The organism is Streptomyces sp. S07_1.15 (genome assembly GCF_020739505.1).
In the GTDB taxonomy this organism is placed as follows: Bacteria; Actinomycetota; Actinomycetes; order Streptomycetales; family Streptomycetaceae; genus Streptomyces; species Streptomyces xinghaiensis.
Genome location: NZ_JAJBZK010000001.1, coordinates 476068 through 498324 on the forward strand (window position 1 = coordinate 476068; position 22257 = coordinate 498324).

Consider the following 22257-nt stretch of genomic DNA (forward strand, 5'->3'; position numbering starts at 1 on the left):
ACCGGGCCTGCGGCTCAGCCCTTGTCCAGGGCCGCCAGCGTGCGCCGGGCGACCCCGTTGCTCCGGACGATCTCGCCGAGCGAGGTCGAGCCCCGGGTCACCTTGGCGAAGGCGTTCCACGCGGGCCGGAATCCGGTGAGTGCCGCGTGCAGCAGCCCGGGGCGGCGGGCGAAGACGGCGTGCATGCGCGCGCCGACGCCCATCTCCACGCCCAGACCGGCCTTGATGGCGAAGGCGTAGTTGAGCGCCTGGCGGCGGGCGTCCACCGCGTCGTGCGCCTCGGCGATCCGGACCGCCCACTCCCCCGCGAGCCGGCCGGAACGGAGTGCGAAGGAGATGCCCTCGCGGGTCCACGGCTCCAGCAGCCCGGCGGCGTCGCCGCAGACCAGGACGCGGCCCCGGGAGAGCGGGGAGTCGTCGGCCCGGCAGCGGGTCAGATGGCCGGAGGAGATGCTGGGTTCGAAGCCGGCCAGGCCCAGGCGGCCGACGAAGTCCTCCAGATAGCGCTTGGTTCCGGCTCCCTCGCCGCGCGCCGAGATGACACCGACCGTCAGGGTGTCCCCCTTGGGGAAGACCCAGCCGTAACTGCCGGGCATCGGCCCCCAGTCGATGAGGACCCGGCCCGCCCAGTCCTCGGCCACCGTCTCCGGAACCGGGATCTCCGCCTCCAGTCCGAGATCGACCTGATCCATCTTCACCCCGACGTGGGCGCCTATCCGGCTGGCGCTGCCGTCCGCCCCGACGACCGCGCGGGCGAGCACGGTCTCGCCGCCGCTCAGCACCACGGCCACCGTGCGCCGGTCCGGCACCGCCGTGCCGTGCTGCTCCACCCGGGAGACCTGAACACCCGTCCGGACCCGCGCGCCGGCCGCCTCGGCCGCGTCCACCAGCGCCTGGTCGAACTCGGGCCGGTTGATCAGGCCGAACAGCATCGTCTTGGAGCGGCGGGTCCGGGTCAGCCGGCCGTTGAGGGAGAACGTCACCGCGTGCACCCGGTCCCGCAGGGGCAGTTCGAAGCCGGGCGGCAGGGCGTCGCGCGAGGGGCCGATGATGCCGCCGCCGCACGTCTTGTAGCGGGGCAGTTCCGCCTTCTCCAGCAGCAGCGTCCGGCGTCCCGCGACGGCCGCCGCGTAGGCCGCCGACGCTCCCGCGGGCCCGGCGCCGACCACCACGACGTCCCAGACCTCCGTTCCGCCGCCCCGCTCCGGGGCCGCGCCGTCCGGAGCCGTGCCCTCCGCGGGCGTGCCTCCCGAGGCCGGACCGCCGGGGCCCGTGCCCTCCGGGGATGTGCTGCCGCCCGCGCTGTTGTCGCTGCTCACCTGTGCCTTCGCTCCCGCTCGAACTGTCGTCCCGGCTCTCCGGTCCGCATCCTACGGCGCATGGCCGGTGGCGGCCTCTGTGGGAGGATCGGCAGCGCCCGACGCCCACCGCGCGACCGCGCCCGCGGCGGACGGCCCGTCCAGCCCACCGCACCCACGAGGAGCGCCCCATGCCACCGCGGTCTCCGCAGCCGTCCCCCCTCGCCGACGCCGTCACGGACCTGATGCCCCGGGCCCGGACCGAGCTGGCCGAGCTGGTCGCCTTCCGGTCGGTCGCGGACGCCACGCAGTTCCCGAAGAGCGAGTGCGAGGCCGCGGCGGCCTGGATCGCGGCCGCCCTGAGCGCCGAGGGCTTCCGGGACGTCGCCGTCCTGGACACCCCCGACGGCACCCAGTCCGTGTACGGCCTGCTGCCCGGCCCGGAGGGCGCGCCGACCGTCCTCCTCTACGCGCACTACGACGTGCAGCCTCCGCTGGACGAATCCGCCTGGCTGTCACCGCCGTTCGAGCTGACCGAGCGCGACGGCCGCTGGTACGGGCGCGGCGCCGCCGACTGCAAGGGCGGCCTCGTCATGCACCTCACCGCCCTGCGCGCCCTCAAGGAGAACGGCGGTGTCCCCGTCACCGTCAAGATCATCGCCGAGGGCTCCGAGGAGCAGGGCACCGGCGGGCTGGAGCGCTACGCCGAGGCCCACCCGGAGCTGCTCGCCGCGGACACCGTCGTCATCGGCGACACCGGCAACTTCCGCGCCGGCCTGCCCACGGTCACCGCCATGCTGCGCGGCATGACGCTGGTGACCGTCCAGGTCGACACCCTGCGGGGCAACCTCCACTCGGGCCAGTTCGGCGGCGCCGCTCCGGACGCGCTGGCCGCGCTGATCCGGGCACTGGACTCGCTCCGCGCCGAGGACGGCTCCACGACCGTGGACGGACTCCGCGCCGACGGCAGCTGGGACGGGCTGGAGTACCCGGAGGACGCCTTCTGCGCCGACGCCCGCGTCCTGGACGGCGTGGAGCTGACGGGCTCCGGCTCGGTCGCCGACCGCATCTGGGCCCGCCCTGCGGTCACCGTGCTCGGCATCGACTGCCCGCCGGTCATCGGCGCCACCCCGTCCGTCCAGGCGAGCGCCCGCGCCATGGTCAGCCTGCGGGTGCCGCCGGGCACCGACGCCGGCGAGGCCACCAAGCTCCTCACCGCCCATCTGGAGGCGCACACCCCGTGGGGCGCGCGGGTGACGGTGGAGCAGTGCGGCCAGGGCCAGCCCTTCCGCGCGGACACCGGCAGCCCCGCCTACGCGGCGATGGCCGAGGCGATGAGCGCCGCCTATCCGGGCGAGGAGATGCAGATCGCCGGGCAGGGCGGCTCCATCCCGCTCTGCAACACCCTCGCCTCGCTGTACCCGGAGGCGGAGATCCTGCTGATCGGCCTGAGCGAGCCGGAGGCGCAGATCCACGCGGTGAACGAGAGCGTCTCGCCGGAGGAGCTGCGGCGGCTCTCCCTCGCCGAGGCGCTGTTCCTGAGCAACTACGCGGCGACGCGGGCGGCCTGAGCCCCGGCCGTCCTCCGCCGGGCGCGAGCGCGGCCGGCGGAGGACGGGGGGGCGGAGGGGCGGCGTCCCCGCGTGCCCCCTCAGGAGCGGTTCCCCAGCCGGTCCACCTCCTCGACGGCCTCCTTCAGCCCGGCGCCCGTGTGCCGGCGGTAGGCCTTGACCGCCTCGACCCGCTTCCCGTCCCGCATCAGCGCGCGGATCCGGTCCAGCCCGGGATCCGCCTCCTCGATGCCCAGCCGCTCCATCACCAGGTCGACCTTGCGTTCGATCCGGGCCAGCCTGCGCCCGGTCTGCTCGATCCTGCGCTCGATGCCCCAGCCCACCAGCATGAGCAGCGGGATGAGGAGATACACCGCGATGTCCATGAGCGGACCTTAGCCCGGACCGGGCGGAGGGGCCCGTTCCGTTCCGGCCGCGCAACATGCCCGCGCGGCAAAGGAATTGCGCTTCCGGTGGATCCCGTTCGCCCGCCGCGCAACTCCGCGCCAACGGCCGCCGCGCTCCGTACGGTGGCCCGCATGGATGTCGTCGAAGTACTTCCCGGACTGCACATGTTCCGCTTCCGGATCGGCCAGGCGTATCTCTGGCGGGACGGCGACGAGCTGACGCTGATCGACGCGGGCGGCGCGCACGACAGTCCCGCGATCATCGCGGCCGTCCGTGACCTCGGATTACGCCCGGAGCAGGTGCGGCGGATCGTGCTGACCCACGGGCACCCCGACCACACGGGCTCGGCCGCGGAACTGGCCGCCGGCTGCGGGGCCGAGGTCTCCGCGCACCGGCTGGACGCGCCCGTCGTCCGGGGCGAGGCCGAGGCCGCGCCGCCCATCCTGCTCGACTGGGAGCGCCCGCTGTTCGAGCACGCGCTGACGGTGCCGCCCGCGCCGCCGGCCCCCGTGGACCGTGAGCTCGCGGACGGCGACGTCCTCCCGTTCGGCGGCGGCGCCCGCGTGGTGGCGGCGCCGGGGCACACCGACGGCAGCATCGGCATCCATCTGCCGGAGCACGGTGTGCTGTTCACCGGTGACGCCGTCGCCGGCCACGAGGGGCGGGCGATCCTCGGGGTCTTCAACACGGACCGGGCCCGCGCCCTGGAGTCCTTCCACCGGCTGGCCGCGCTGGACTGCGAAACCGCGTGCTTCGGGCACGGCGACCCGCTGACCGCCGGCGCCGGGCGCCTGCTGCGGGCGTCAGCCGACCGGCACGCCGTCCTCGAGGTTGAGCACGGTGGCACGCTCCCGGGCGCGTAGGGCCCAGCGCAGCCGCCGGAAGCGCTCCGGCGGCAACAGCGCCCCGGCTTCCTCCTCGGTGACGAAGCGCCAGGCGCGCAGCTCGGCCGCCGGGAGCACCAGCCGGCGGACGTCGTCCTCGGCGACCCGTCCGCCGTCGAAGATCATGCGCAGACCGCCGTACGAGGGCGGCGCGGGCGGCTCCCAGTCCACGACGAGGAGCCGGGGCGTCCGGTCGAGCTCGATGCCGATCTCCTCGGCGACCTCCCGCACCCCTGCCCGCGCGGGCGCCTCGCCCGTCTCCACGACACCGCCGGGGAACTCCCAGCCGGGCTTGTAGGTGGGGTCGACCAGCAGGACCCGGTCGCGGTCGTCGAAGAGCAGCACACCCGCCGCCAGCGTCTCGGCGGCGGGCCGCGGCGTCTGGACGATCTCGCAGGCGCCCGCGCCGGCCCGCAGCGCCTCGGCGACGCGCTCCGCGGTGTCGCGCGGGGTGAGTCCGCCGGCGTCGATGAGGTGGGCGTCCTCGGTGAGCCAGGGCAGCGCCGCGCGGTACGGCGCGATCTGGGCCAGGCAGCGGGCGCGGACGGAGGCGGAGGCGCCGGGGTCGCCGGGGACGTCCTCGCGGGAGGCTATCCGCTGGCGAAGGATCGTTTCCTCTGTGTGCAGCAGCACATGGCGGACCGGAATCCGGCGGGAGGCGAAGCCGCCGAAGATCTCGTCCCGGTACTCCTGCCGCAGCAGCGTCATCGGCACGATCAGCACGCCGGGCGCCTCGGCGAGGACGGCGGCGCCGGTCTCCACGGTGAGCCGGCGCCAGGCCGGCAGGTCGCGGATGTCCGCGACCTCGTCGAGGCGCTTGCGGGGCAGGATCGTCCGCAGGCCGTCGCCGACCGGCTCCGGGTCGTAGAGCAGGCTGCCGGGGATCAGGTCCATCAGCTCGCGCGCCGCGGTGCTCTTGCCCGTGCCGAACGCGCCGTTCAGCCAGACGATCACGCTCTCCCCCTCGGATGTGGCCCACGGTGGGACTGCCCGCACCACCCTGCCATGGAAACACTTGTTCGTGTCGACGCAGGGAACGGCCGTCACGGCCCCGGTGGAGATGGGCCATGCCGTCGGCGTATGCGGGGACATTTCCCCCGGCTCCCGCCGTTCATCCCGGCCCCGGGTCAAGCGTCGGCCAACAAAACCCGGGCGGCTTCCCGCCGGAGCGCGGGATTCCGCCACGCCGCCGGCGGGCGGCCACCCGGCGCGGGCGCCCTCGCACGCCCCGTCCGGCATGGGACGGATCACGGCTCCTTCCCGAAGACGCCGGGTTGACGTCACACGGGCGGGCGGCTGTCAGACGGACGACGCCGGGGGCCGGGCCCCCACCGCACCGCCCGAGAACGCCTGCGCAGCCGCCGCCGCGCCGACCAGCCCGGCGTCGGCGCCCATCCGCGCCGGGACGACCTCCAGATCCCGGACGAAGGAGAGGGTGGCGTAGTCCGAGAGGGCGCGGCGCAGGGGCGCGAAGAGCACCTCGCCCGCCCCCGCCACTCCCCCGCCGATGACCGCCGTCTCGATCTCCACCAGAGCGGCGGTCGCGGCGATCCCGGCGGCCAGGGCCTGCGCCGCACGCTCGAAGGAGGCGGACGCCACCGGATCGCCGGCCCGCGCGGCGCGTGCCACGGCGGCGGCCGTGGCGTCGCCCCCCGGGCCGGGCCGCCAGCCGTTCTCCAGGGCACGGCGGGCGATGTTGGGGCCGCTGGCGATGCGTTCGACGCAGCCGCGGGAGCCGCAGGGGCAGGGGTCCCCGTCGAGCTCCACGCTGATGTGGCCGATGTGCCCGGCGTTGCCGGTCGGGCCCGGATGCAGCCGTCCGCCCAGCACCAGTCCGCCGCCGACGCCGGTCGAGACGACCATGCAGAGGGCGTTCGCCCGGCCGCGGGCCGCGCCGAGCCAGTGCTCGGCCGCCGTCATGGCGACACCGTCGCCGACGAGCACCACGGGCAGCGTGCCCACCGCGAGCCCGACCTCGTCCACCAGGGGGAAGTCGCGCCAGCCGGGCACGTTCACCGGACTGACCATGCCGGTGGAGGCGTCGACCGGCCCCGCGCTGCCGATGCCGAGGCGGGTCACCCGCTCCCAGAGCGGCGCGTCGGCGGCGAGGTCGTCGAGGACGGCCCGGACGGCGGCCATCACGGTGGCACCGTCCTCCCGCGCGGGGGTGGGGCGCCGGCACCGCCGCAGGATCTCGCCCCCTCCGCCGACGAGAGCTCCGGCGATCTTCGTTCCACCGATGTCGAGGGCGGCCACGAGGTCGTTGTGCATCGGCGGGGTCTCTCCGGTGGGCCGGGGCCGCGCACCGGTGGGCGGGCCTGGGACGTCGGGCATCACGCATCAGTCTCCTTGCATTTGACAACGTTGTCCAGGCCGTATGCTGCCAGCCACCACTCCGCAGCCGACCGAGGACCCGCCACGTGGCCGACAGCACCCGCACCCCCGAGCGCCGCTACGGCACCCGGCCCACCATGAAGGATGTCGCCGCACGCGCCGGAGTGGGGCTGAAAACGGTCTCCCGCGTGGTCAACGGCGAGCCGGGGGTCACCCCCGACACCGTCCAGCGGGTGCGGAACGCCATCGAGGCCCTGGGCTTCCGGCGGAACGACAGCGCCCGCATCCTGCGCAAGGGCCGCACCGCGAGCATCGGGCTGGTCCTGGAGGATCTCGCCGACCCGTTCTACGGCCCGCTCAGCCGGGCCGTGGAGGAGGCCGCCCGCGCCCACGGGGCGCTGCTGATCCACGGCTCCAGCGCCGAGGACCCGGAGCGGGAGCGCGAACTGGTCCTGGCCTTCTGTGCCCGCCGCGTCGACGGGCTCATCGTCGTCCCGGCCGGCGACGACCACCGCTATCTGGAGCCGGAGATCGCGGCCGGGATCGCCACCGTGTTCGTCGACCGGCCGCCGGGTCTCATCGAGGCGGACGTCGTGCTGACCGACAGCTACGCCGGTGCCCGGGAGGGCGTGGCCCATCTGATCGCCCACGGCCACCGCCGGATCGGCTTCATCGGCGACCTGCCGCGCATCCACACCGCCAGGGAGCGGCTGCGCGGCTACCGCGCGGCGATGGCGGGAGCCGGGCTGCCGGTGGACGAGACATGGGTCTCGCTCGGCCCGACCGACCCGGCACGGGTCCGCGCCGCCGCCCGCGCGATGCTGGACGGGGCGCGGCCGGTCACGGCGCTCTTCTCGGCCAACAACCGGGTGACGGTCACGGCCGTGCGCGAACTCAGCGGCCGGACCCGGCCGGTGGCCCTGGTCGGCTTCGACGACTTCGAGCTGGCCGATCTGCTCGATCCCGGGGTGACCGTGATCGCGCAGGACGCCGCGCAGCTGGGCCGTACGGCCGCGGACCGGCTCTTCCGCCGGCTGGACGGGGCGGAGGACCCGCCCGAGGTGACGACGCTCCCGACCCGGCTGATCCCCCGCGGCTCCGGCGAGTTGCCGCCCGCGTAGCGGGCCGCCGGCCCGGCCCGCACGCACCGACGGCATGTGACGGTACGTCGCGCGGCACGGCACGCCCACGCGGCCGAGAAAATTTCTTCGCCTGTTACGAACGTTGACCGCCCCGCCTCGGCTCCGCCAGGATAAGCGCCAATTCGGCACGCCTCCCGCACTCCGCGCCCGCTTGGGAGCGCTCCCACACCCTTGGCCGTTGTTCTGGACCGGGAAAATTTCTCCCCGGTGCGGCGCGACGGCGTGATCCCCAGGAGGATCTTGTGCGCCCTCGACACCGAGCTGGAATCCGGCGTCTCGGCACCACGGCCGTGGCGGTTCTCTGCTTGGCCGCCCTCACACCCGCCGCCGGGCACGCGGCCCCGGACCCGGGGTCCGCCGTCAAGGTCAACCAAGTGGCCTACGTGCCCGGGTTACCCCATCGGGCGACGGTGGTGACCGGCTCCGGCTCCCCGCTGGCCTGGACTCTGCGCGATTCCTCCGGAACCACGGTGGCGTCCGGGCAGACGAGCGTGCGCGGCCCGGACTCGCTGTCCGGCGACTCCGTGCACATCATCGACTTCTCGTCGTTCGACACCGCTGGTACCGGATATGTGCTGTCGGCGGCCGGCGCGGACAGCAGTCCGTTCGACATATCGGCGGCTCCGCTTCGGAAGCTGAGGTACGACGCGCTCGCGTTCTTCTACCACCAGCGCAGCGGCACACCGATCCAGTCGCAGTACGTCGGCAGCCGGTATGCCCGGCCGGCCGGGCACGTGAACGTGCCGCCGAACCAGGGGGACGACAACGTGCCGTGCCGGGTGTCCTGCGGCTACACCTCCGACGTCCGGGGCGGCTGGTACGACGCGGGCGACCACGGCAAGTACGGCGTCAACACCGGCATCGCGACATGGCAGCTCGTCAACGAGTACGAGCGCACCCTGCACATCGACGGCGCCGACCGGGCGGCTCTGGGGGACGGCACCCTGGCGATCCCCGAGCGCGGCAACGGCGTGCCCGACATCCTCGACGAGGCCCGCTGGGGCGTCGAGTTCCTGATGAAGATGCAGGTGCCCGAGGGGCGGACCGACGCGGGCATGGTGCGGCACAAGGTGAGTGACGAGAACTGGACGGGGCTGCCGATGCGTCCGGAGCAGGACCCGCAGCGGCGGGTGCTGTCCGCGGTGACGACGGCCGCGACCCTGAACCTGGCGGCCACGGCCGCGCAGGCGGCACGCGTGTGGCGGACGATCGACGCCGGCTTCTCCGCGCGGGCGCTGCGCGCGGCCGAGCGCGCCTACGCGGCGGCCAAGGCCGACCCGGCCCGCTACGCCGACTCCGGTGACGACAGCGGCGGCGGCAGTTACGTCGACAACAACGTGACCGACGAGTTCTACTGGGCCGCCGCCGAGTTGTTCACCACGACGGGCTCGGCCGCCTACCGGGCGGACGTGACCGGTTCGCCCCTGTTCCGCGGCAAGGGGTTCGGCGAGGGCGGCTTCGACTGGTGGTGGACCGCGGGTCTCGGGGACACGACACTCGCGATGGTCCCCAACGGGTTGCCCGCCTCGGACGTCGCGGCAACGCGCGCGGCGTTCGCCTCCCACGGTGACCGGTTGCTGTCCCAGGCGGCCGGCCAGGGCTACCCGGCTCCCACGGACGGCTACTGGTGGGGCTCCAACGGCGTCGTCGCCAACGCGGCGAACGTGCTCGCGCTGGCCCACGACTTCACCGGGCAGGCCAAGTACCGTGCGGGCGTGTACCAGACACTGGACTACCTGTTCGGCCGCAATCCGTTCAGCCACTCCTACGTGACCGGCTACGGCGAGCGGGCCACGCGCAACGTGCACCACCGCTTCTGGGCCAGCCAGCTCGACTCGTCGCTTCCCACCGCGCCCCCCGGCGTCCTGGCGGGCGGCCCGAACACCGATCTGCAGGACCCCGTGGCGCGGGAGCAACTGGAGGGCTGCAAGCCCCAGAAGTGCTACCTGGACGACATCAACGCCTGGTCGGTGAACGAGGTGGCGCTGAACTGGAACTCGGCATTGTCCTGGCTGTCGTTCTGGGCGGCGGAGAAGGCCGGATAAGGCCCCGGCGGGTGGGGGCCCGAGACCGCCGTCGCACCGCGGCCCGCCGTGTCCTGCCCCCGCCCCGTCCGGCGGCCCGTCAGAAAGGGCCGCCGGGCGGCGGCGCGGTGCTGGCCCGCACCACCAGTTCGGTGGGCACCTCGATCCGGTCGTGCCGCAGTTCCCGTCCGGCGGCCAGGTCGAGCAGGAACTCCGCGGCGGTGGCGCCCATCCGCATCAGCGGCTGGCGGACGGTGGTCAGCGGCGGGCCGGACCACTGGCTGAACGCCAGGTCGTCGAAGCCGACGACACTCAGGTCGTGCGGGACCCGCAGCCCCGCCGCATGCGCGGCCTCGTACACGCCCAGCGCCTGGAGGTCGTTGGCTGCGAAGACCGCCGTGGGCCGGTCGGGCAGCCGCAGCAGCCCGGCCGCCGCGTCCCGGCCGCCTTCGTAGTACAGCGGGGCGGTGCGGAGCAGTTCCGGGCCGTGCGGCAGACCGGCCGCGTCGAGCGCCGCCCGGAAGCCGTCCAGCCGGGCCCGGCAGCACAGCAGCCCGTCGGGACCGTTCACCATCGCGATACGGCGGTGCCCGAGCTCCAGCAGGTGGCGTGCGGCGACCAGGCCGCCGTTCCAGTTGGTCGCGCCGACCGAGGGGACCGGGCGGCTGGGCTCACCGGTGGGGTCCAGGGCGACGAGCGGGATGCCACGGCTCGCCAACTGCGCCGGCCGGACATCGTCGAATTCGGCGGACACCGCGATGACGCCGAACGGACGGCGGGCCAGCATCTGCCGCGCCCAGACGCTCCCCGGCTCCCGGCCGACCGGCTTCTCGGTCAGCGCCACCGCGAGCCCGTGCGGCCGCACCACCTGTTCGACGCCTCGGATGATCTCCAGTGCCCACAAGCTGTCCAGCGCCTGGAACACGATCTCGACGATCGGGGCCGTCCGGGTCTTCTCGTTCTTCCGGAATCCGTGCTCGCGGATCAGTTCCTCGATCCGCTGCCGTGTGCCCGCCGACACTCCGGTGCGGCCGTGGATCACCTTCGACACGGTCGACGCCGACACCCCCGCGAGTTCGGCGATGCGGGAAACGCTGATCTCTCCCCGCGGCCGTTCTGCTCCCTCTCCCACGGGGGAAGCCTACGGGACGGGGGCGGGGCCCTTGGCCCTGCCCGCAGGGTCCTCCGCGCCGCCGGGCAGAGGGTGCGCCCGGGGGCGGACGTCCTGCCCGGCGGCGGTGCGGGGACGACGAGAAGAGCCCCGGCGCACATCCAGTGCGCCGGGGCTCCGCGAGCCGCTGGAGGGCTCAGCCCTTGCGGGCCTTGACCTCCTCGGTCAGCTGCGGGAGGACCTGGAAGAGGTCGCCGACGACGCCGTAGTCCACCAGGTCGAAGATCGGGGCCTCGGAGTCCTTGTTGACGGCCACGATGGTCTTCGAGGTCTGCATACCGGCGCGGTGCTGGATCGCCCCGGAGATGCCCGCCGCGATGTAGAGCTGCGGGGAGACCTGCTTGCCGGTCTGGCCGACCTGGTTGGTGTGCGGGTACCAGCCGGCGTCCACGGCGGCGCGGGAGGCACCGACAGCCGCGCCGAGGGAGTCGGCCAGCGCCTCGATGACCGGGAAGTTCTCGGCGCCGTTGACGCCGCGGCCGCCGGAGACCACGATCGCGGCCTCGGTCAGCTCCGGGCGGCCGGTCGACTCGCGCGGGGTGCGCGAGGTGACCTTGGTGCCGGTGGCCTTGTCACCGAAGGTGACGGCGAGCTGCTCGACGGTGCCCGCGGCCTGGGCGGCCTCCGGGGCGGCCGAGTTGGGCTTGACGGTGATGACCGGGGTGCCCTTGCTGACGCGGGACTTGGTGGTGAAGGCGGCGGCGAACACCGACTGGCTGGCCACCGGGCCCTCGTCGCCGGCCTCGACGTCGACGGCGTCGGTGATGATGCCGGAGCCGATGCGGACCGCGAGGCGGGCCGCGATCTCCTTGCCGTCGGCGGAGGACGGCACCAGGACGGCGGCCGGGGAGACGGCGGCGACCGCGGCCTCCAGCGCGTCGACCTTCGGCACGACGAGGTAGTCGGCGAACTCGGGCGCGTCGGCGGTCAGGACCTTCACGGCGCCGTACTCGGCGAGCACCGGGGCGGCGGTGTCGGCTCCGGCGCCGAGGTGCACGGCGACCGGCTCGCCGATGCGGCGGGCGATGGTCAGCAGTTCGAGGGTCGGCTTGCGGACGGAGCCGTCCACGTGATCGACGTAGACGAGAACTTCAGCCATGGGAATGCTCTCCTGCGGATACGAGTCTGGATCGGGGTGGGTGCTGAAGCTCGGCTCAGATGAACTTCTGGCCGGCGAGGAACTCGGCGAGCTGCTTGCCGCCCTCGCCCTCGTCCTTGACGATCGTGCCCGCGGTGCGCGGCGGGCGCGGCGTGGCGTCCTCGACCTTGGTCCAGGCCCCTTCGAGGCCGACCTCGTCCGCCTCGATGCCCAGGTCGGACAGGTCCAGGGACTCCACCGGCTTCTTCTTGGCCGCCATGATGCCCTTGAAGGACGGGTAGCGGGCCTCGCCGGACAGGTCGGTCACCGAGACCACGGCCGGCAGGGCGGCCTCCAGCTGCTCGGTGGCGGCGTCGCCGTCGCGGCGGCCGGTGACCTTGCCGTCCTCCACGGAGACCTCGGACAGCAGGGTGGCCTGCGGGACGCCGAGACGCTCGGCGAGCAGTGCCGGGAGCACGCCCATGGTGCCGTCGGTGGAGGCCATGCCGCAGACCACGAGGTCGTAGCCGACGTGCTCGACGGCCTTGGCCAGCACCAGGGAGGTGCCGACGACGTCGGTGCCGTGGAGGTCGTCGTCCTCGACGTGGACGGCCTTGTCGGCACCCATCGACAGCGCCTTGCGGAGCGCGTCCTTGGCGTCCTCGGGGCCGACGGTGAGCACGGTGATCTCCGCGTCGTCCGCGTCCTCGGCGATCTGGAGGGCCTGCTCGACGGCGTACTCGTCGAGCTCGGACAGCAGACCGTCGACCGCGTCGCGGTCGGTGGTCAGGTCCTCCGCGAAGTGCCGGTCGCCGGTGGCGTCGGGCACGTACTTCACACAGACAACGATCCTCAGGCTCACGCCGGCTCTCCTACCGCATCGTCTCTCATGAACTGCCTTGTGGGAGGCAGCATAGGCGCCTCCTCGGGCCGGACCCCGTCCGGGACATCCCGCGCTCCCGGCAATATATTACTCGCCAGTACACCCAGCCGGGCGCCCGCGTGCAAGGGCGGTGAGCTGTGACCTCCGCTACGGTGTGCAACCGCACCGCACGGGTACGCGGGGCCGGTGCGCGGGCACAGCCGGGGCCCGCCGCTCAGCCCCGCAGACCGTTGAACCGCCCGTCGTGGTAGACCAGCGGCCGCCCGGCGCCGCCGGCGTCTCCCCCGACCACCTCCGCGACGACCAGGTGGTGGTCGCCCGCGGGCGCGCGGGTGACGATCCGGCCCACCAGCCAGGCCGGCACGCCCTCCAGCACGGGGACTCCGTGCGGCCCGTACGACCAGCGGGTGGGCGGGGCGAAGCGGTCGGCGCCGCGGCGCGCGAAGGTCTCCGCCAGCTCCTGCTGGTGCTCCCCCAGGATGTGCACCCCGATGTGCCCGGCCTCGGCTATGACGGGCCAGCTCGACGAGGCCGTGCCCACCCCGAAGGACAGCAGCGGCGGTTCGGCCGCCACGGAGGTCAGCGAGGTGGCGGTGAACCCGGCGGGCCGGCGGGCGTACGCGGTGATGACCGCCACACCGGCGGCGTGCCGGCGGAAGGCGGAGCGCAGGAGGCCGGTGGCCTCGACCGGGGACGTGTCGAGGTCGGACGAGGCCGTCATCAGGGGTCCTTGGGTTGTACGGACAGGGCCGGGAGAAGGGGGCGGGTCAACCGTCGGAACGGAGCGCGCGGACGCGCCGGGCGGGGTCCGCCGGCCTCCGGGGGTGGGGGGTTCTCGGCCGCATCCCGCCACCTTGTCGAGGCGCGGCGGGCAGCGTCAAGGCCGCACCGGCCGATGGGACCAGAGTCACGATCTTGGTCGTCACACGGCCTCCCCGAGCGCGGCGATGACGTCCGCGCGCCGCGGGACACCGGTCGCGCGGCGGAGGATCCGCCCGGCGGAGTCGAGGACGAGCACGGTGGGGGTGCTCTCGATACCGAGGGCCCGGACGAGCTCCAGCCGCGCTTCGGCGTCCACCTCGATGTGCGCGACGCCGCCGACCATGTCCGCCACCGCGGCGAGGGTCCGCCGGGTGGCCCGGCACGGCTGGCAGAAGGCCGTGGAGAACTGGACGAGGGTGGCCCGCTCCCCCAGCCCGGCACCGAGGTCCTCCGGCCCCAGGCGCCGTGCGCCGCCCTGCTCCTGCGCTCTTCCGGTCCGCTCTCGCGCTGTTCCGGTCCGCTCCCGCGCTGTTCCGGTCCGCTCCCGCACTGTTCCGTCCTCCCTGCCGCGGCCGCCGCCGTGCGCGGCCCGCCGCCCGGGCCGCCCGTGCGTGTGCAGCGTACGGACCGCCGCGGCGATTCCCGCCCGGCCGCCGTGCGCCCGCCTTCGAGCGCCTTCCCGCGCGTGCGGACCGCATGACCGGGGAAGGTGCCCGGACGGAGAGCGGCGGACCGGACGTGACGAGGATCTCCCGGAGAGACGCCCTGCGGGGTGGCCGCCGGGCGGCGGTATCGGGCACGATCGGCCGCAGCCGGAAACCTACGGCTCCGTAACTTCTCCGGGAGAACCTCCCGGGTACAGAAGGGCCCCCCGCATGGCAGAACTCGTCTATCCGCCGGTGATCGGTCTCGCGCGCACCATGTTCAAGGCGCTGGACCTCCGCATCGACATGCGGGGCACCGAGCACATACCGCGGCAGGGGGGCGCGGTGCTCGTCAGCAACCACATCGGCTATCTCGACTTCGTCTTCTGCGGGCTGACGGCCCGGCCGGCGAAGCGCCTGGTGCGGTTCATGGCGAAGGAGTCGGTCTTCCGGCACAAGGTGTCGGGACCGCTGATGCGCGCGATGAAGCACATTCCGGTGGACCGCGCGCAGGGCGAACAGGCGTACGCGAACGCGCTGAAGGCGCTCCGCTCCGGTGAGATCATCGGGGTCTTCCCCGAGGCGACCATCTCGCCGTCGTTCACGCTGAAGAACTTCAAGTCGGGCGCGGCCCGGATGGCGCAGGAGGCGGGGGTCCCGCTGCTGCCGATGGCCCTGTGGGGCACTCAGCGGATCTGGACCAAGGGCCGGCCGCGCGACATGGGCCGGAACCACATTCCGATCACCATACGGGTGGGCGAGCCGCTGGCGGCCGACCCGGACGATCAGGCCGCCAACGTCACCCAGCGGGTCAAGGTCCGGGTGCAGGAGCTGCTGGAGGCGGCGCAGCGGGCCTATCCGGTCCGGCCCAGGGGTCCGGAGGACACCTGGTGGGTGCCGGCGCATCTCGGCGGTACGGCGCCGACCCCGGCGCAGGTCCGCTCCCGCGACGACGGCTGAACCGCCACCACCGCGCCGCACCACCGGCCCGGGTCCCCGCGAACATCAGCGGGGACCCGGGCCGGTGCCGTCGGGGAGTTCCGCCGGCAGCAGGCGGAACAGCTCCTCCCGGTCGGCGGCCTTCCGCAGGGCGTCCAGGACCGGGGGAGGCGGGGTCGCGTAGAGGGTGCGGTAGTCGGTGTCGCCGCTTCCGGGCCGCACGGTCCACGCCGGTCGTTCCGTCTCCGGGTCCGGGGAGAACCGGGCGTCCACGCCCGGTTTATTGCCGCGCGGGTCCTGGCGGGCCCAGTGCGGCCGCCCGGGGAGCCGGAGCGCGACGAGGCCGTGGACGGTGCCGTCCAACCGCTGGTAGCAGAGCCCGGCCGGGATGCCCTCGGCCCGCAGCAGGGCCGCCAGGGCGTGGCACTTGGCGTAGCAGATGCCGGTGCGCTGCTCCAGCACGTCGGACGCGCGCCAGGTGACGCGGTCGTCCCCGGTGTCGGCGGAGTGCGGGACGGTGTCGCGGACGAACGCGAAGGCGGCGCGGGCGTATGCCTCGGGGGTGCCGGCGCCGGCGCGCAGCCGGGCGGCGGTCTCCCGCACCAGGGGGTGCGTGTGGTCGATGACGTCGTCGGCGGCCAGATACGCGGAGGGGTCCGGGGAGTCGGGCCGCAGGTCGGGTGGGGGCATGGCCCGCAGCGTAGGGACGCGCCCGGCCGCGCGTCAATGGATTTGCAGCCGGGCGCATACCTATGCGATGCGATGGCGGTCGGCGGTCAGCTCCGGTGCATCTCCTCCGCCAGCGCGGCCGTGAAGGTGTCCACATCCGCCGCGGTGGTGTCGAAGGCGCACATCCAGCGGACGATCCCGGCCTCCTCGTCCCAGAAGTAGAAGCGGTGCCGCTTCTGCAGCCGCTCGGCGGCGTCGCGGGGCAGCCGGGCGAAGACGGCGTTGGCCTCCACCGGGTGGACGATCTCCACGCCGGGGACCTCCCGGACGCCCGCCGCCAGCCGCCGCGCCATCGCGTTGGCGTGCGCGGCGCTCCGCTGCCAGAGGTCGCCGGAGAGCAGCGCCTCGAACTGCACCGAGACGAAGCGCATCTTGGAGGCGAGCTGCATCGACAGCTTGCGCAGATGCTTCATCGCGCGCACCGCGTCCGGGTTCAGCACGACCACGCACTCGCCGAAGAGCAGACCGTTCTTGGTGCCTCCGAAGGACAGCGTGTCCACGCCCGCGTCCGTGGTGAACGCGCGCAGCGGCTCGCCCAGCGACGCGGCGGCGTTGGCGATCCGCGAGCCGTCGAGGTGAACCGTCATCCCGCGCTCGTGGGCGTGGTCGCAGACGGCCCGGATCTCCTCCGGGGTGTAGCAGGAGCCGAGTTCGGTCGTCTGGGTGATCGAGACGACCTGCGGCTGCGCCCGGTGCTCGTCGTCCCAGCCGTACGCCTCGCGGTCGATCAGCGCGGGGGTGAGCTTGCCGTGTTCGGTGGGCACGCCCAGCAGCTTGAGCCCGCCGACCCGCTCGGGGGCGCCGCCCTCGTCCACGTTGATGTGCGCGCTCTCCGCGCAGATCACCGCGCCCCAGCGCTCCGTCATCGCCTGGAGGGCGACGACGTTGGCGCCGGTGCCGTTGAAGACGGGGAACACCTCGGCCCGGGGCCCCAGATGGGAGCGGAACACCTCCTGGAGGTGGCGCGTGTAGGCGTCCTCGCCGTAGGCGGTCTGGTGACCGCCGTTGGCGAGGGCCAGCGCCGCCAGGATCTCGGGGTGCGCGCCGGCGTAGTTGTCGCTGGCGAAGCCGCGCGCCGCGGGGTCGTGGCGGCGTACGGCGTCGGGGCGGGCGGTTCCGGACGCGCCGGGGTCACCGGCCTCGGTCAGGGTTGCGGGGTCAGCCACAGGCGCTTTCCGTTCACTTCCTCGGCGGGCTCGTCCCAGACACCGGTGATGGCCTCGGCCAGGTCCCCGACGTCGGTGAAGCCCGCGAACTTCGCGTGGGGGCGCTCGGCACGCATCGCGTCGTGCACCAGCGCCTTCACCACCAGGATGACAGCGGCCGCGGGCAGCCCGTCGCCGTCCCCCTCCTTGCGGAGGGCGTCGGCGAGGGCGAGGGTCCACGCCTCCGCGGCGGCCTTGGCCGCGGCGTAGGCGGCGTTGCCGGCCGTCGGCTTGCTGGCGCCGGCCGCGCTGACGAGCACGTAGCGGCCCTTGTGGCTGCGGCGCAGTGCGTCGTGGAAGGCGAGCGAGGTGTGCTGGACCGTGCGGATCAGCAGGTTGTGCAGGGTGTCCCAGTCCGCGAGCGGGGTGGCGGCGAAGGTCTTGCTGCCGCGCCAGCCGCCGACGAGGTGGACGAGGCCGTCGATCCGGCCGAACTCCTTCTCGGTGCGGTCGGCCCAGGCGCGGGTCGCGTCCAGGTCGAGCAGGTCCACGGTCTCGCCGGTGACCGCGGCCCCGCCGTGCGCGTAGCGGGCGGCGTCCACCGCCTCGGCGAGCCGCTCCACGTCGGCGTCGGCGGCGACGACGGTGGCCCCCGCCTCGGCCAGCCGCAGCAGGGTCGCCCGGCCCGCGGGGCCGGCCGCGCCGGCCACCGCCACCACGGCGCCCTCCAGCGGGCCGTTGCCCGCGGTCTCCTCCACGCTGCCGTTCATCGTCGTCGCCTCCTCGTCGATACCGCTCACGCGGCCGCCGTTCCCGGGGTTCCCGCTGCGGTGATGCCCTTCGTGGACGCGATCACACCACGCAGCTTCTTCGCGAGCGCCTCGTAGAACATGCTGAGCGGGAACTCGTCCGGAAGCACCTCGTCCACCAGCTTGCGCGGCGGCAGCGACAGGTCGAGCGCGTCGGGGCCCTTGTTCCAGACGGACCCGGGATGCGGGGCCAGATAGGCCGAGACGAGCTCGTAGGCCGCGAACCAGTGCACGAGCTTGGGCCGGTCGATGCCGTCCCGGTAGAGCTTCTCGATCTCGCCGAGGAGCTGCTGGGTGACCTGCGGGGCCCGGTCCCAGTCGATGTGCAGGGTGTTGTCCGTCCAGCGTACGACGTCGTGCCGGTGGAGGTAGGCGAAGAGCAGCTGGCCGCCGAGCCCGTCGTAGTTCTTGGCGCGGTCGCCGGTGACCGGGAAGCGGAACATCCGGTCGAAGATCACGGCGTACTGCACGTCGCGGCCCTGCGGCAGTCCCTCCTCGGCGAGGCGCACGGCCTCCCGGAAGGCGGTGAGGTCGCAGCGCAGCTCCTCCAGGCCGTACATCCAGAACGGCTGCCGCTGCTTGATCATGAACGGGTCGAACGGCAGGTCGCCGTGGCTGTGCGCCCGGTCGTGGATCATGTCCCAGAGGACGAAGGCCTGCTGGCAGCGGTCCTGGTCGGTCAGCATGGCGCGGATGTCCTCGGGGACGTCCAGGCCCAGGATGCCGACCGCGGCCTCGGTGACGGCGCGGAAGCGGGCGGCCTCGCGGTCGCAGAAGATCGCGCCCCAGGAGAAGCGGTCGGGGACCTCGCGGACCGCGACGGTCTCGGGGAAGAGCACGGCGGAGTTGGTGTCGTAGCCCGAGGTGAAGCCCTCGAAGGTGATGCCCAGGAAGAGCGGGTTGTCGAAGCGCTCGCGCTCCAGGGCGGCCAGCCAGTCCGGCCAGACCACGCGGAAGACGACGGCTTCAAGGTTGCGGTCCGGGTTGCCGTTCTGCGTGTACATGGGGAAGACGACCAGGTGCTGCCGGCCGTCCGCGCGGTCCTCCGCGGGGCGGAAGGCGAGCAGCGAGTCCAGGAAGTCCGGCACGCCGAAGCCGCCGTCCGCCCAGCGGCGCAGGTCGGTCACGAGCGCCCGGTGGTACTCGGCGTCGTGCGGCAGCAGCGGGGACAGCTCCTCCACGGCTGCGGCCACCCGGCCGACGGCCGCCTCGACGGCGGAGCGGCCGGGGGTGTTCCCGTCCGTGAAGTCGATCGAGCCGTCCTTCGACTGCCGGGAACGGATCTCCTCCACGGCGGCCCGGAGCACGGGCCACGCCGGATGGTCGATCACCCGCTCAACCGTGGAAGCTGAGGCTTCCCGCTCTCCACGCACAAGAATTTCCGTCATCAGTACCCCTCAACCAGATAAATTTCGCTCCGCTACGGTACCCACAGAAGAATCCGCCACTCAACCGGGGTCACCGGAAGACATTCGGCGAATCTGGAGCTCGGCCGCAAGTTTTCCCGTGTTGGACAGTACCCACGGTCACATCACTCACTCCTGCCGCGGGAGAGGCGTGGGTCACCCGCCCGGACGTCAGCCCGGCGCACCGCCCTGACACGCATGGGTGAGGAGCACGGAGACCTCCGACGCACAGCGGTGCGAACCGGCCCGCTGCCATTAGGCTGCGTGCTGGTTCACGGGGGCAGCCGTGGGTGGCTGTCCCTCTCCGGGGACGACCCCCGTCCCCGCGGATTGGAGGACTCGTGACCTTCCTCGCCATCGGACACCGCGGAGTCATGGGCGTCGAACCGGAGAACACCCTGCGCTCCTTCGTCCGGGCCGACCGCGCGGGCATGGACGTCATCGAGCTGGACCTGCATCTCAGCAAGGACGGCGCCCTGGTGGTGATGCACGACGCCGAGGTCGACCGCACGACCGACGGCAAGGGACCCATCGGCGACTTCACCCTCGCCGAACTGCGCGAGCTGGACGCGGGCCAGGGCGAGCGCATCCCCGTCTTCGAGGAGGTCCTGGACGCCGTCCGGGCACCCCTGCAGGCGGAGATCAAGGATGTGGCGGCGGCCCGCGCCCTCGCCGAGGTGATGAACCGCCGCGACCTCACCGGCCGGGTGGAGGTGCTCTCCTTCCACGACGAGGCGCTGCTGGAGATCACCCGGCTGGTGCCCGGCGTCCGCACCGCCCTCGTCGCCAGCCGCTACGGCACCGAGGTCGTCGGCCGGGCGGTGGCCGCCGGCGCGACGACGCTGGTGCTCAACATCCGCCGGCTGACCCTGGAGATCGTCGAGCAGGCCCGGGAGGCCGACCTGCGGCTCATCGGCTGGACCGTCAACACCCAGGACCATCTGCGGCTCGCACGGGCGTTCGGCCTCGACGGCGGCACCACCGACTTCCCGGAGATCAAGCGCACCTGCCGCTTCACCGCCTGAGCGGGGCGCCGCGCCCGGGCGCAGGCGCGGGCGCGGCGCCCTCAGCCGAGGGGCTTCACCAGCAGTTCGAAGCGGAGATCGCCGCGCTGCGGAATGCCGAAGCGCTCGTCCCCGTACGGGAAGGGGCTGGTGCGGCCGGTACGGCGGTATCCGCGCCGCACGTACCAGGCGATGAGGTCCTCCCGGGCGGTGAGCACCGTCATCTGCATCTCCCGCGCGCCCCACTCCTCCCGCGCGGTCCGCTCGGCCTCGGCGAGCACCACCCGGCCCAGCCCCTCCCCCTGGAGGGCGGGGCGGACGGCGAACATGCCGAAGTAGGCCAGATCGCCGCGGCGCTCCAGCTGGCAGCAGGCGACGAGGGCGCCGTCCCGCTCGGCGACGAGCATCCGGCTGTCCGCGCCCGTCACGACCTCGGCGACCCCTTCGGGGTCGGTGCGCTGCCCCTCCAGCAGATCGGCCTCGGTGGTCCAGCCGGCGCGGCTCGACTCGCCGCGGTAGGCGGACTCGACCAGCCCGACCAGCGCGGGCACGTCGGTCTCGGCCGCCGTGCGGAACGCGAGGCCGGCGGCGGGCTGGGAGGCGGTGGTTCCGGTGAGCTGGTCCATGGCGTGCGCTCTCTCTCGTGCGGGCCCGCAGGCTGCGACGAGGCTAGCAAGAGCGCCGGAACCTCCGGCAGCGGTCCGGGCGGTCGGTGGTGGTGCGTAGGGTCACCGGCATGGTGCATGTACTGAGCAGCCGGATTCTGCTGCGTCCCACCGATCCCGACCGGTCGAGGGCCTTCTATGGGGAGGCCCTCGGGCTCGCCGTCCACCGGGAGTTCGGGACCGGGCCCGAGCGCGGCACGGTCTACTTCCTCGGCGGCGGCTTCCTGGAGGTCTCCGGGCGCTCCGAGACCGCTCCCGCGCCCGGACCGCGGCTGTGGCTGCAGGTCGAGGACGCGGCCGCGGCCCACGAGGAGCTGTCCGCCCGGGGCGTGGAGATCCTGCGGCCACCGCTGAAGGAACCCTGGGGGCTGATCGAGATGTGGATCGCCGATCCCGACGGGATGCGGATCTGCGTGGTCGAGATCCCCGCCGACCACCCGATGCGGTACCGGCCGGGGATCTGACGCGGGGACGGCGCGCGGGGCCGGGCCGCGTCCCGCCGTGCGCGCCCCCTCCCCCGGCGCGCTTTCCGCTCCCCTCCGCTCCCGGACGCCGTATGCCCCCGGTGCGCCCGTCGCTGCCTTCGTGCGCTCCCGTGCGGGGCGGCTCCACCGGGCAGTCTTACCGGCGTACCGGCACCGGGGAGGTGAGCCGTGCACGGACCGCCGCTGATCGGCTGGCTGCTGACCGCTCTCTGCGGGGCGAGCGCCGTCTACTGCCTGCTGCGGATGCGCGCGGGCCCGTCCGCGCGGCGCGGGGAGGCGGGGGGCGAGGCCCTGATGGGGCTCGGTATGGCGGCGATGGCCGTGCCCGTCGCGGCGGTGAGCGGCCAGGGCTGGCTGCCGGCGGCGTTCGCCGGGGTGTTCGGGCTCTCCTGCGCGGTGTCGCTCGCCCTGGCCGCGGCCTCCCCGTGGACGGGGAGCGCGGGCCTGCACCACGGCCACCACGCGGTGGGCTCCGCCGCGATGGTCCACATGGGGCTCGCCATGTCCGCCGCCCCGCACGCGGCGGGGCACGCCGGGCACGGGGCCGCCGGCCAGCAGACCGGCGGACTGCCGCTGCTCACCGGGGCACTCCTGGGGTACTTCGCGCTGTACGCGCTGTGGACCGGGCTGCGCCTGGCGCCGCTGCCGGCCGCGGTCCGGGGCACGGCGGCGGCCGGCGCCCCCGGGGCGGCCGCCGCCGCGGGCGCGGGGGGCCCGTTGTCCGTCGTCCGGGGAGCGGCCGGCCGCTCGCCGGGGAGCGGCGGGTCCGGGCACGGGGACCTGCTGACCGTCTGCCGGCTGGTGATGGCGATGGCCATGGCCGCCATGCTGATGACGCTCTGAGCGGAGCGTCCCCCCGCGCCCCTTTCACCCGGCTCGCCACCGGACCGAGCCGGT

Annotated in this window: 22 protein-coding genes; 8 read left to right on the forward strand and 14 right to left on the reverse strand. The window is 74.0% G+C overall.

Annotated features, from left to right (window positions below):
• Positions 1 to 14 precede the first annotated feature (14 nt).
• A complete protein-coding gene (locus LIX60_RS02125; protein ID WP_050364566.1) occupies positions 15 to 1172 on the reverse strand; it encodes a geranylgeranyl reductase family protein in 1158 nt (385 codons plus the stop codon).
• 317 nt (positions 1173 to 1489) lie between these two features.
• Between LIX60_RS02125 and LIX60_RS02130 the strand changes: the two genes are divergently transcribed.
• Entirely contained in the window at positions 1490 to 2869 is a 1380-nt protein-coding gene (locus LIX60_RS02130; protein WP_227956936.1) for a dipeptidase, read from the forward strand.
• A gap of 80 nt (positions 2870 to 2949) precedes the next feature.
• Here LIX60_RS02130 and LIX60_RS02135 read toward each other — a convergent pair whose 3' ends face one another.
• A complete protein-coding gene (locus LIX60_RS02135) occupies positions 2950 to 3234 on the reverse strand; it encodes a hypothetical protein (protein WP_227956937.1) in 285 nt (94 codons plus the stop codon).
• 153 nt (positions 3235 to 3387) lie between these two features.
• Between LIX60_RS02135 and LIX60_RS02140 the strand changes: the two genes are divergently transcribed.
• Complete coding sequence (locus tag LIX60_RS02140; RefSeq protein ID WP_227956938.1) at positions 3388 to 4119, forward strand: MBL fold metallo-hydrolase; 732 nt, start codon at positions 3388 to 3390, stop codon at positions 4117 to 4119.
• Here LIX60_RS02140 and LIX60_RS02145 read toward each other — a convergent pair.
• Entirely contained in the window at positions 4060 to 5094 is a 1035-nt protein-coding gene (locus tag LIX60_RS02145; protein WP_227956939.1) for an NUDIX hydrolase, read from the reverse strand. The genes LIX60_RS02140 and LIX60_RS02145 overlap by 60 nt on opposite strands.
• Before the next feature lie 345 nt (positions 5095 to 5439).
• On the reverse strand, positions 5440 to 6411 hold the full coding sequence (locus LIX60_RS02150) for an ROK family protein (protein WP_227962578.1): 972 nt from the start codon (positions 6409 to 6411) through the stop codon (positions 5440 to 5442).
• Positions 6412 to 6611: 200 nt separating this feature from the next.
• Here LIX60_RS02150 and LIX60_RS02155 point away from each other — a divergent pair, with 200 nt between their 5' ends.
• Both LIX60_RS02155 and LIX60_RS02160 read left to right on the forward strand, forming a co-directional pair.
• On the forward strand, positions 6612 to 7595 hold the full coding sequence (locus LIX60_RS02155) for a LacI family DNA-binding transcriptional regulator (protein ID WP_265585041.1): 984 nt from the start codon (positions 6612 to 6614) through the stop codon (positions 7593 to 7595).
• Between the two features lie 326 nt (positions 7596 to 7921).
• Positions 7922 to 9661: a glycoside hydrolase family 9 protein gene (locus LIX60_RS02160; RefSeq protein WP_227956941.1), complete on the forward strand. Its 1740-nt coding sequence runs from the start codon at positions 7922 to 7924 to the stop codon at positions 9659 to 9661.
• 79 nt (positions 9662 to 9740) lie between these two features.
• Here the strand turns inward: LIX60_RS02160 and LIX60_RS02165 are convergent, their stop codons facing one another.
• The 5 genes from LIX60_RS02165 to LIX60_RS02185 all read right to left on the reverse strand — a co-directional run bounded on the left by LIX60_RS02165 (position 9741) and on the right by LIX60_RS02185 (position 13994).
• Entirely contained in the window at positions 9741 to 10772 is a 1032-nt protein-coding gene (locus LIX60_RS02165) for a LacI family DNA-binding transcriptional regulator (protein ID WP_227956942.1), read from the reverse strand.
• Positions 10773 to 10947: 175 nt separating this feature from the next.
• A complete protein-coding gene (locus LIX60_RS02170) occupies positions 10948 to 11910 on the reverse strand; it encodes an electron transfer flavoprotein subunit alpha/FixB family protein (RefSeq protein ID WP_227956943.1) in 963 nt (320 codons plus the stop codon).
• Between the two features lie 55 nt (positions 11911 to 11965).
• A complete protein-coding gene (locus tag LIX60_RS02175; protein WP_039820823.1) occupies positions 11966 to 12751 on the reverse strand; it encodes an electron transfer flavoprotein subunit beta/FixA family protein in 786 nt (261 codons plus the stop codon).
• 235 nt (positions 12752 to 12986) lie between these two features.
• On the reverse strand, positions 12987 to 13493 hold the full coding sequence (locus tag LIX60_RS02180; protein ID WP_019708127.1) for a flavin reductase family protein: 507 nt from the start codon (positions 13491 to 13493) through the stop codon (positions 12987 to 12989).
• Positions 13494 to 13694: 201 nt separating this feature from the next.
• Positions 13695 to 13994 (reverse strand): thioredoxin family protein, encoded by a 300-nt coding sequence (locus LIX60_RS02185; RefSeq protein ID WP_227962579.1) that lies wholly within the window; start codon positions 13992 to 13994, stop codon positions 13695 to 13697.
• Positions 13995 to 14409: 415 nt separating this feature from the next.
• Here LIX60_RS02185 and LIX60_RS02190 point away from each other — a divergent pair, with 415 nt between their 5' ends.
• On the forward strand, positions 14410 to 15138 hold the full coding sequence (locus tag LIX60_RS02190) for a 1-acyl-sn-glycerol-3-phosphate acyltransferase (protein ID WP_227956944.1): 729 nt from the start codon (positions 14410 to 14412) through the stop codon (positions 15136 to 15138).
• A 45-nt stretch (positions 15139 to 15183) separates the two neighbouring features.
• Here the strand turns inward: LIX60_RS02190 and LIX60_RS02195 are convergent, their stop codons facing one another.
• From LIX60_RS02195 to LIX60_RS02210, 4 genes are all read right to left on the reverse strand, one after another.
• Positions 15184 to 15807 (reverse strand): transglutaminase family protein, encoded by a 624-nt coding sequence (locus tag LIX60_RS02195; protein WP_227956945.1) that lies wholly within the window; start codon positions 15805 to 15807, stop codon positions 15184 to 15186.
• 86 nt (positions 15808 to 15893) lie between these two features.
• Positions 15894 to 17012, reverse strand: a complete 1119-nt coding sequence (locus tag LIX60_RS02200) for a low specificity L-threonine aldolase (RefSeq protein WP_374117780.1) — start codon at positions 17010 to 17012, stop codon at positions 15894 to 15896.
• Complete coding sequence (locus tag LIX60_RS02205; RefSeq protein ID WP_227962581.1) at positions 16991 to 17761, reverse strand: SDR family NAD(P)-dependent oxidoreductase; 771 nt, start codon at positions 17759 to 17761, stop codon at positions 16991 to 16993. The genes LIX60_RS02200 and LIX60_RS02205 overlap by 22 nt, the downstream gene beginning before the upstream one ends.
• A gap of 26 nt (positions 17762 to 17787) precedes the next feature.
• Positions 17788 to 19188: a DUF6421 family protein gene (locus LIX60_RS02210; protein ID WP_227956946.1), complete on the reverse strand. Its 1401-nt coding sequence runs from the start codon at positions 19186 to 19188 to the stop codon at positions 17788 to 17790.
• Positions 19189 to 19547: 359 nt separating this feature from the next.
• Here LIX60_RS02210 and LIX60_RS02215 point away from each other — a divergent pair, with 359 nt between their 5' ends.
• Positions 19548 to 20231, forward strand: a complete 684-nt coding sequence (locus tag LIX60_RS02215; protein ID WP_227956947.1) for a glycerophosphodiester phosphodiesterase family protein — start codon at positions 19548 to 19550, stop codon at positions 20229 to 20231.
• A 41-nt stretch (positions 20232 to 20272) separates the two neighbouring features.
• On the opposite strand, the gene LIX60_RS02220 is transcribed toward LIX60_RS02215, so the two are convergent.
• Positions 20273 to 20836, reverse strand: a complete 564-nt coding sequence (locus tag LIX60_RS02220) for a GNAT family N-acetyltransferase (protein WP_227956948.1) — start codon at positions 20834 to 20836, stop codon at positions 20273 to 20275.
• A gap of 110 nt (positions 20837 to 20946) precedes the next feature.
• Between LIX60_RS02220 and LIX60_RS02225 the strand changes: the two genes are divergently transcribed.
• Together LIX60_RS02225 and LIX60_RS02230 are read left to right on the forward strand one after the other, a co-directional pair.
• Positions 20947 to 21339, forward strand: coding sequence for a VOC family protein (locus tag LIX60_RS02225; RefSeq protein WP_227956949.1), 393 nt, complete (start codon positions 20947 to 20949; stop codon positions 21337 to 21339).
• 189 nt (positions 21340 to 21528) lie between these two features.
• Positions 21529 to 22203 (forward strand): DUF5134 domain-containing protein, encoded by a 675-nt coding sequence (locus LIX60_RS02230; protein ID WP_227956950.1) that lies wholly within the window; start codon positions 21529 to 21531, stop codon positions 22201 to 22203.
• Positions 22204 to 22257: the final 54 nt, after the last annotated feature.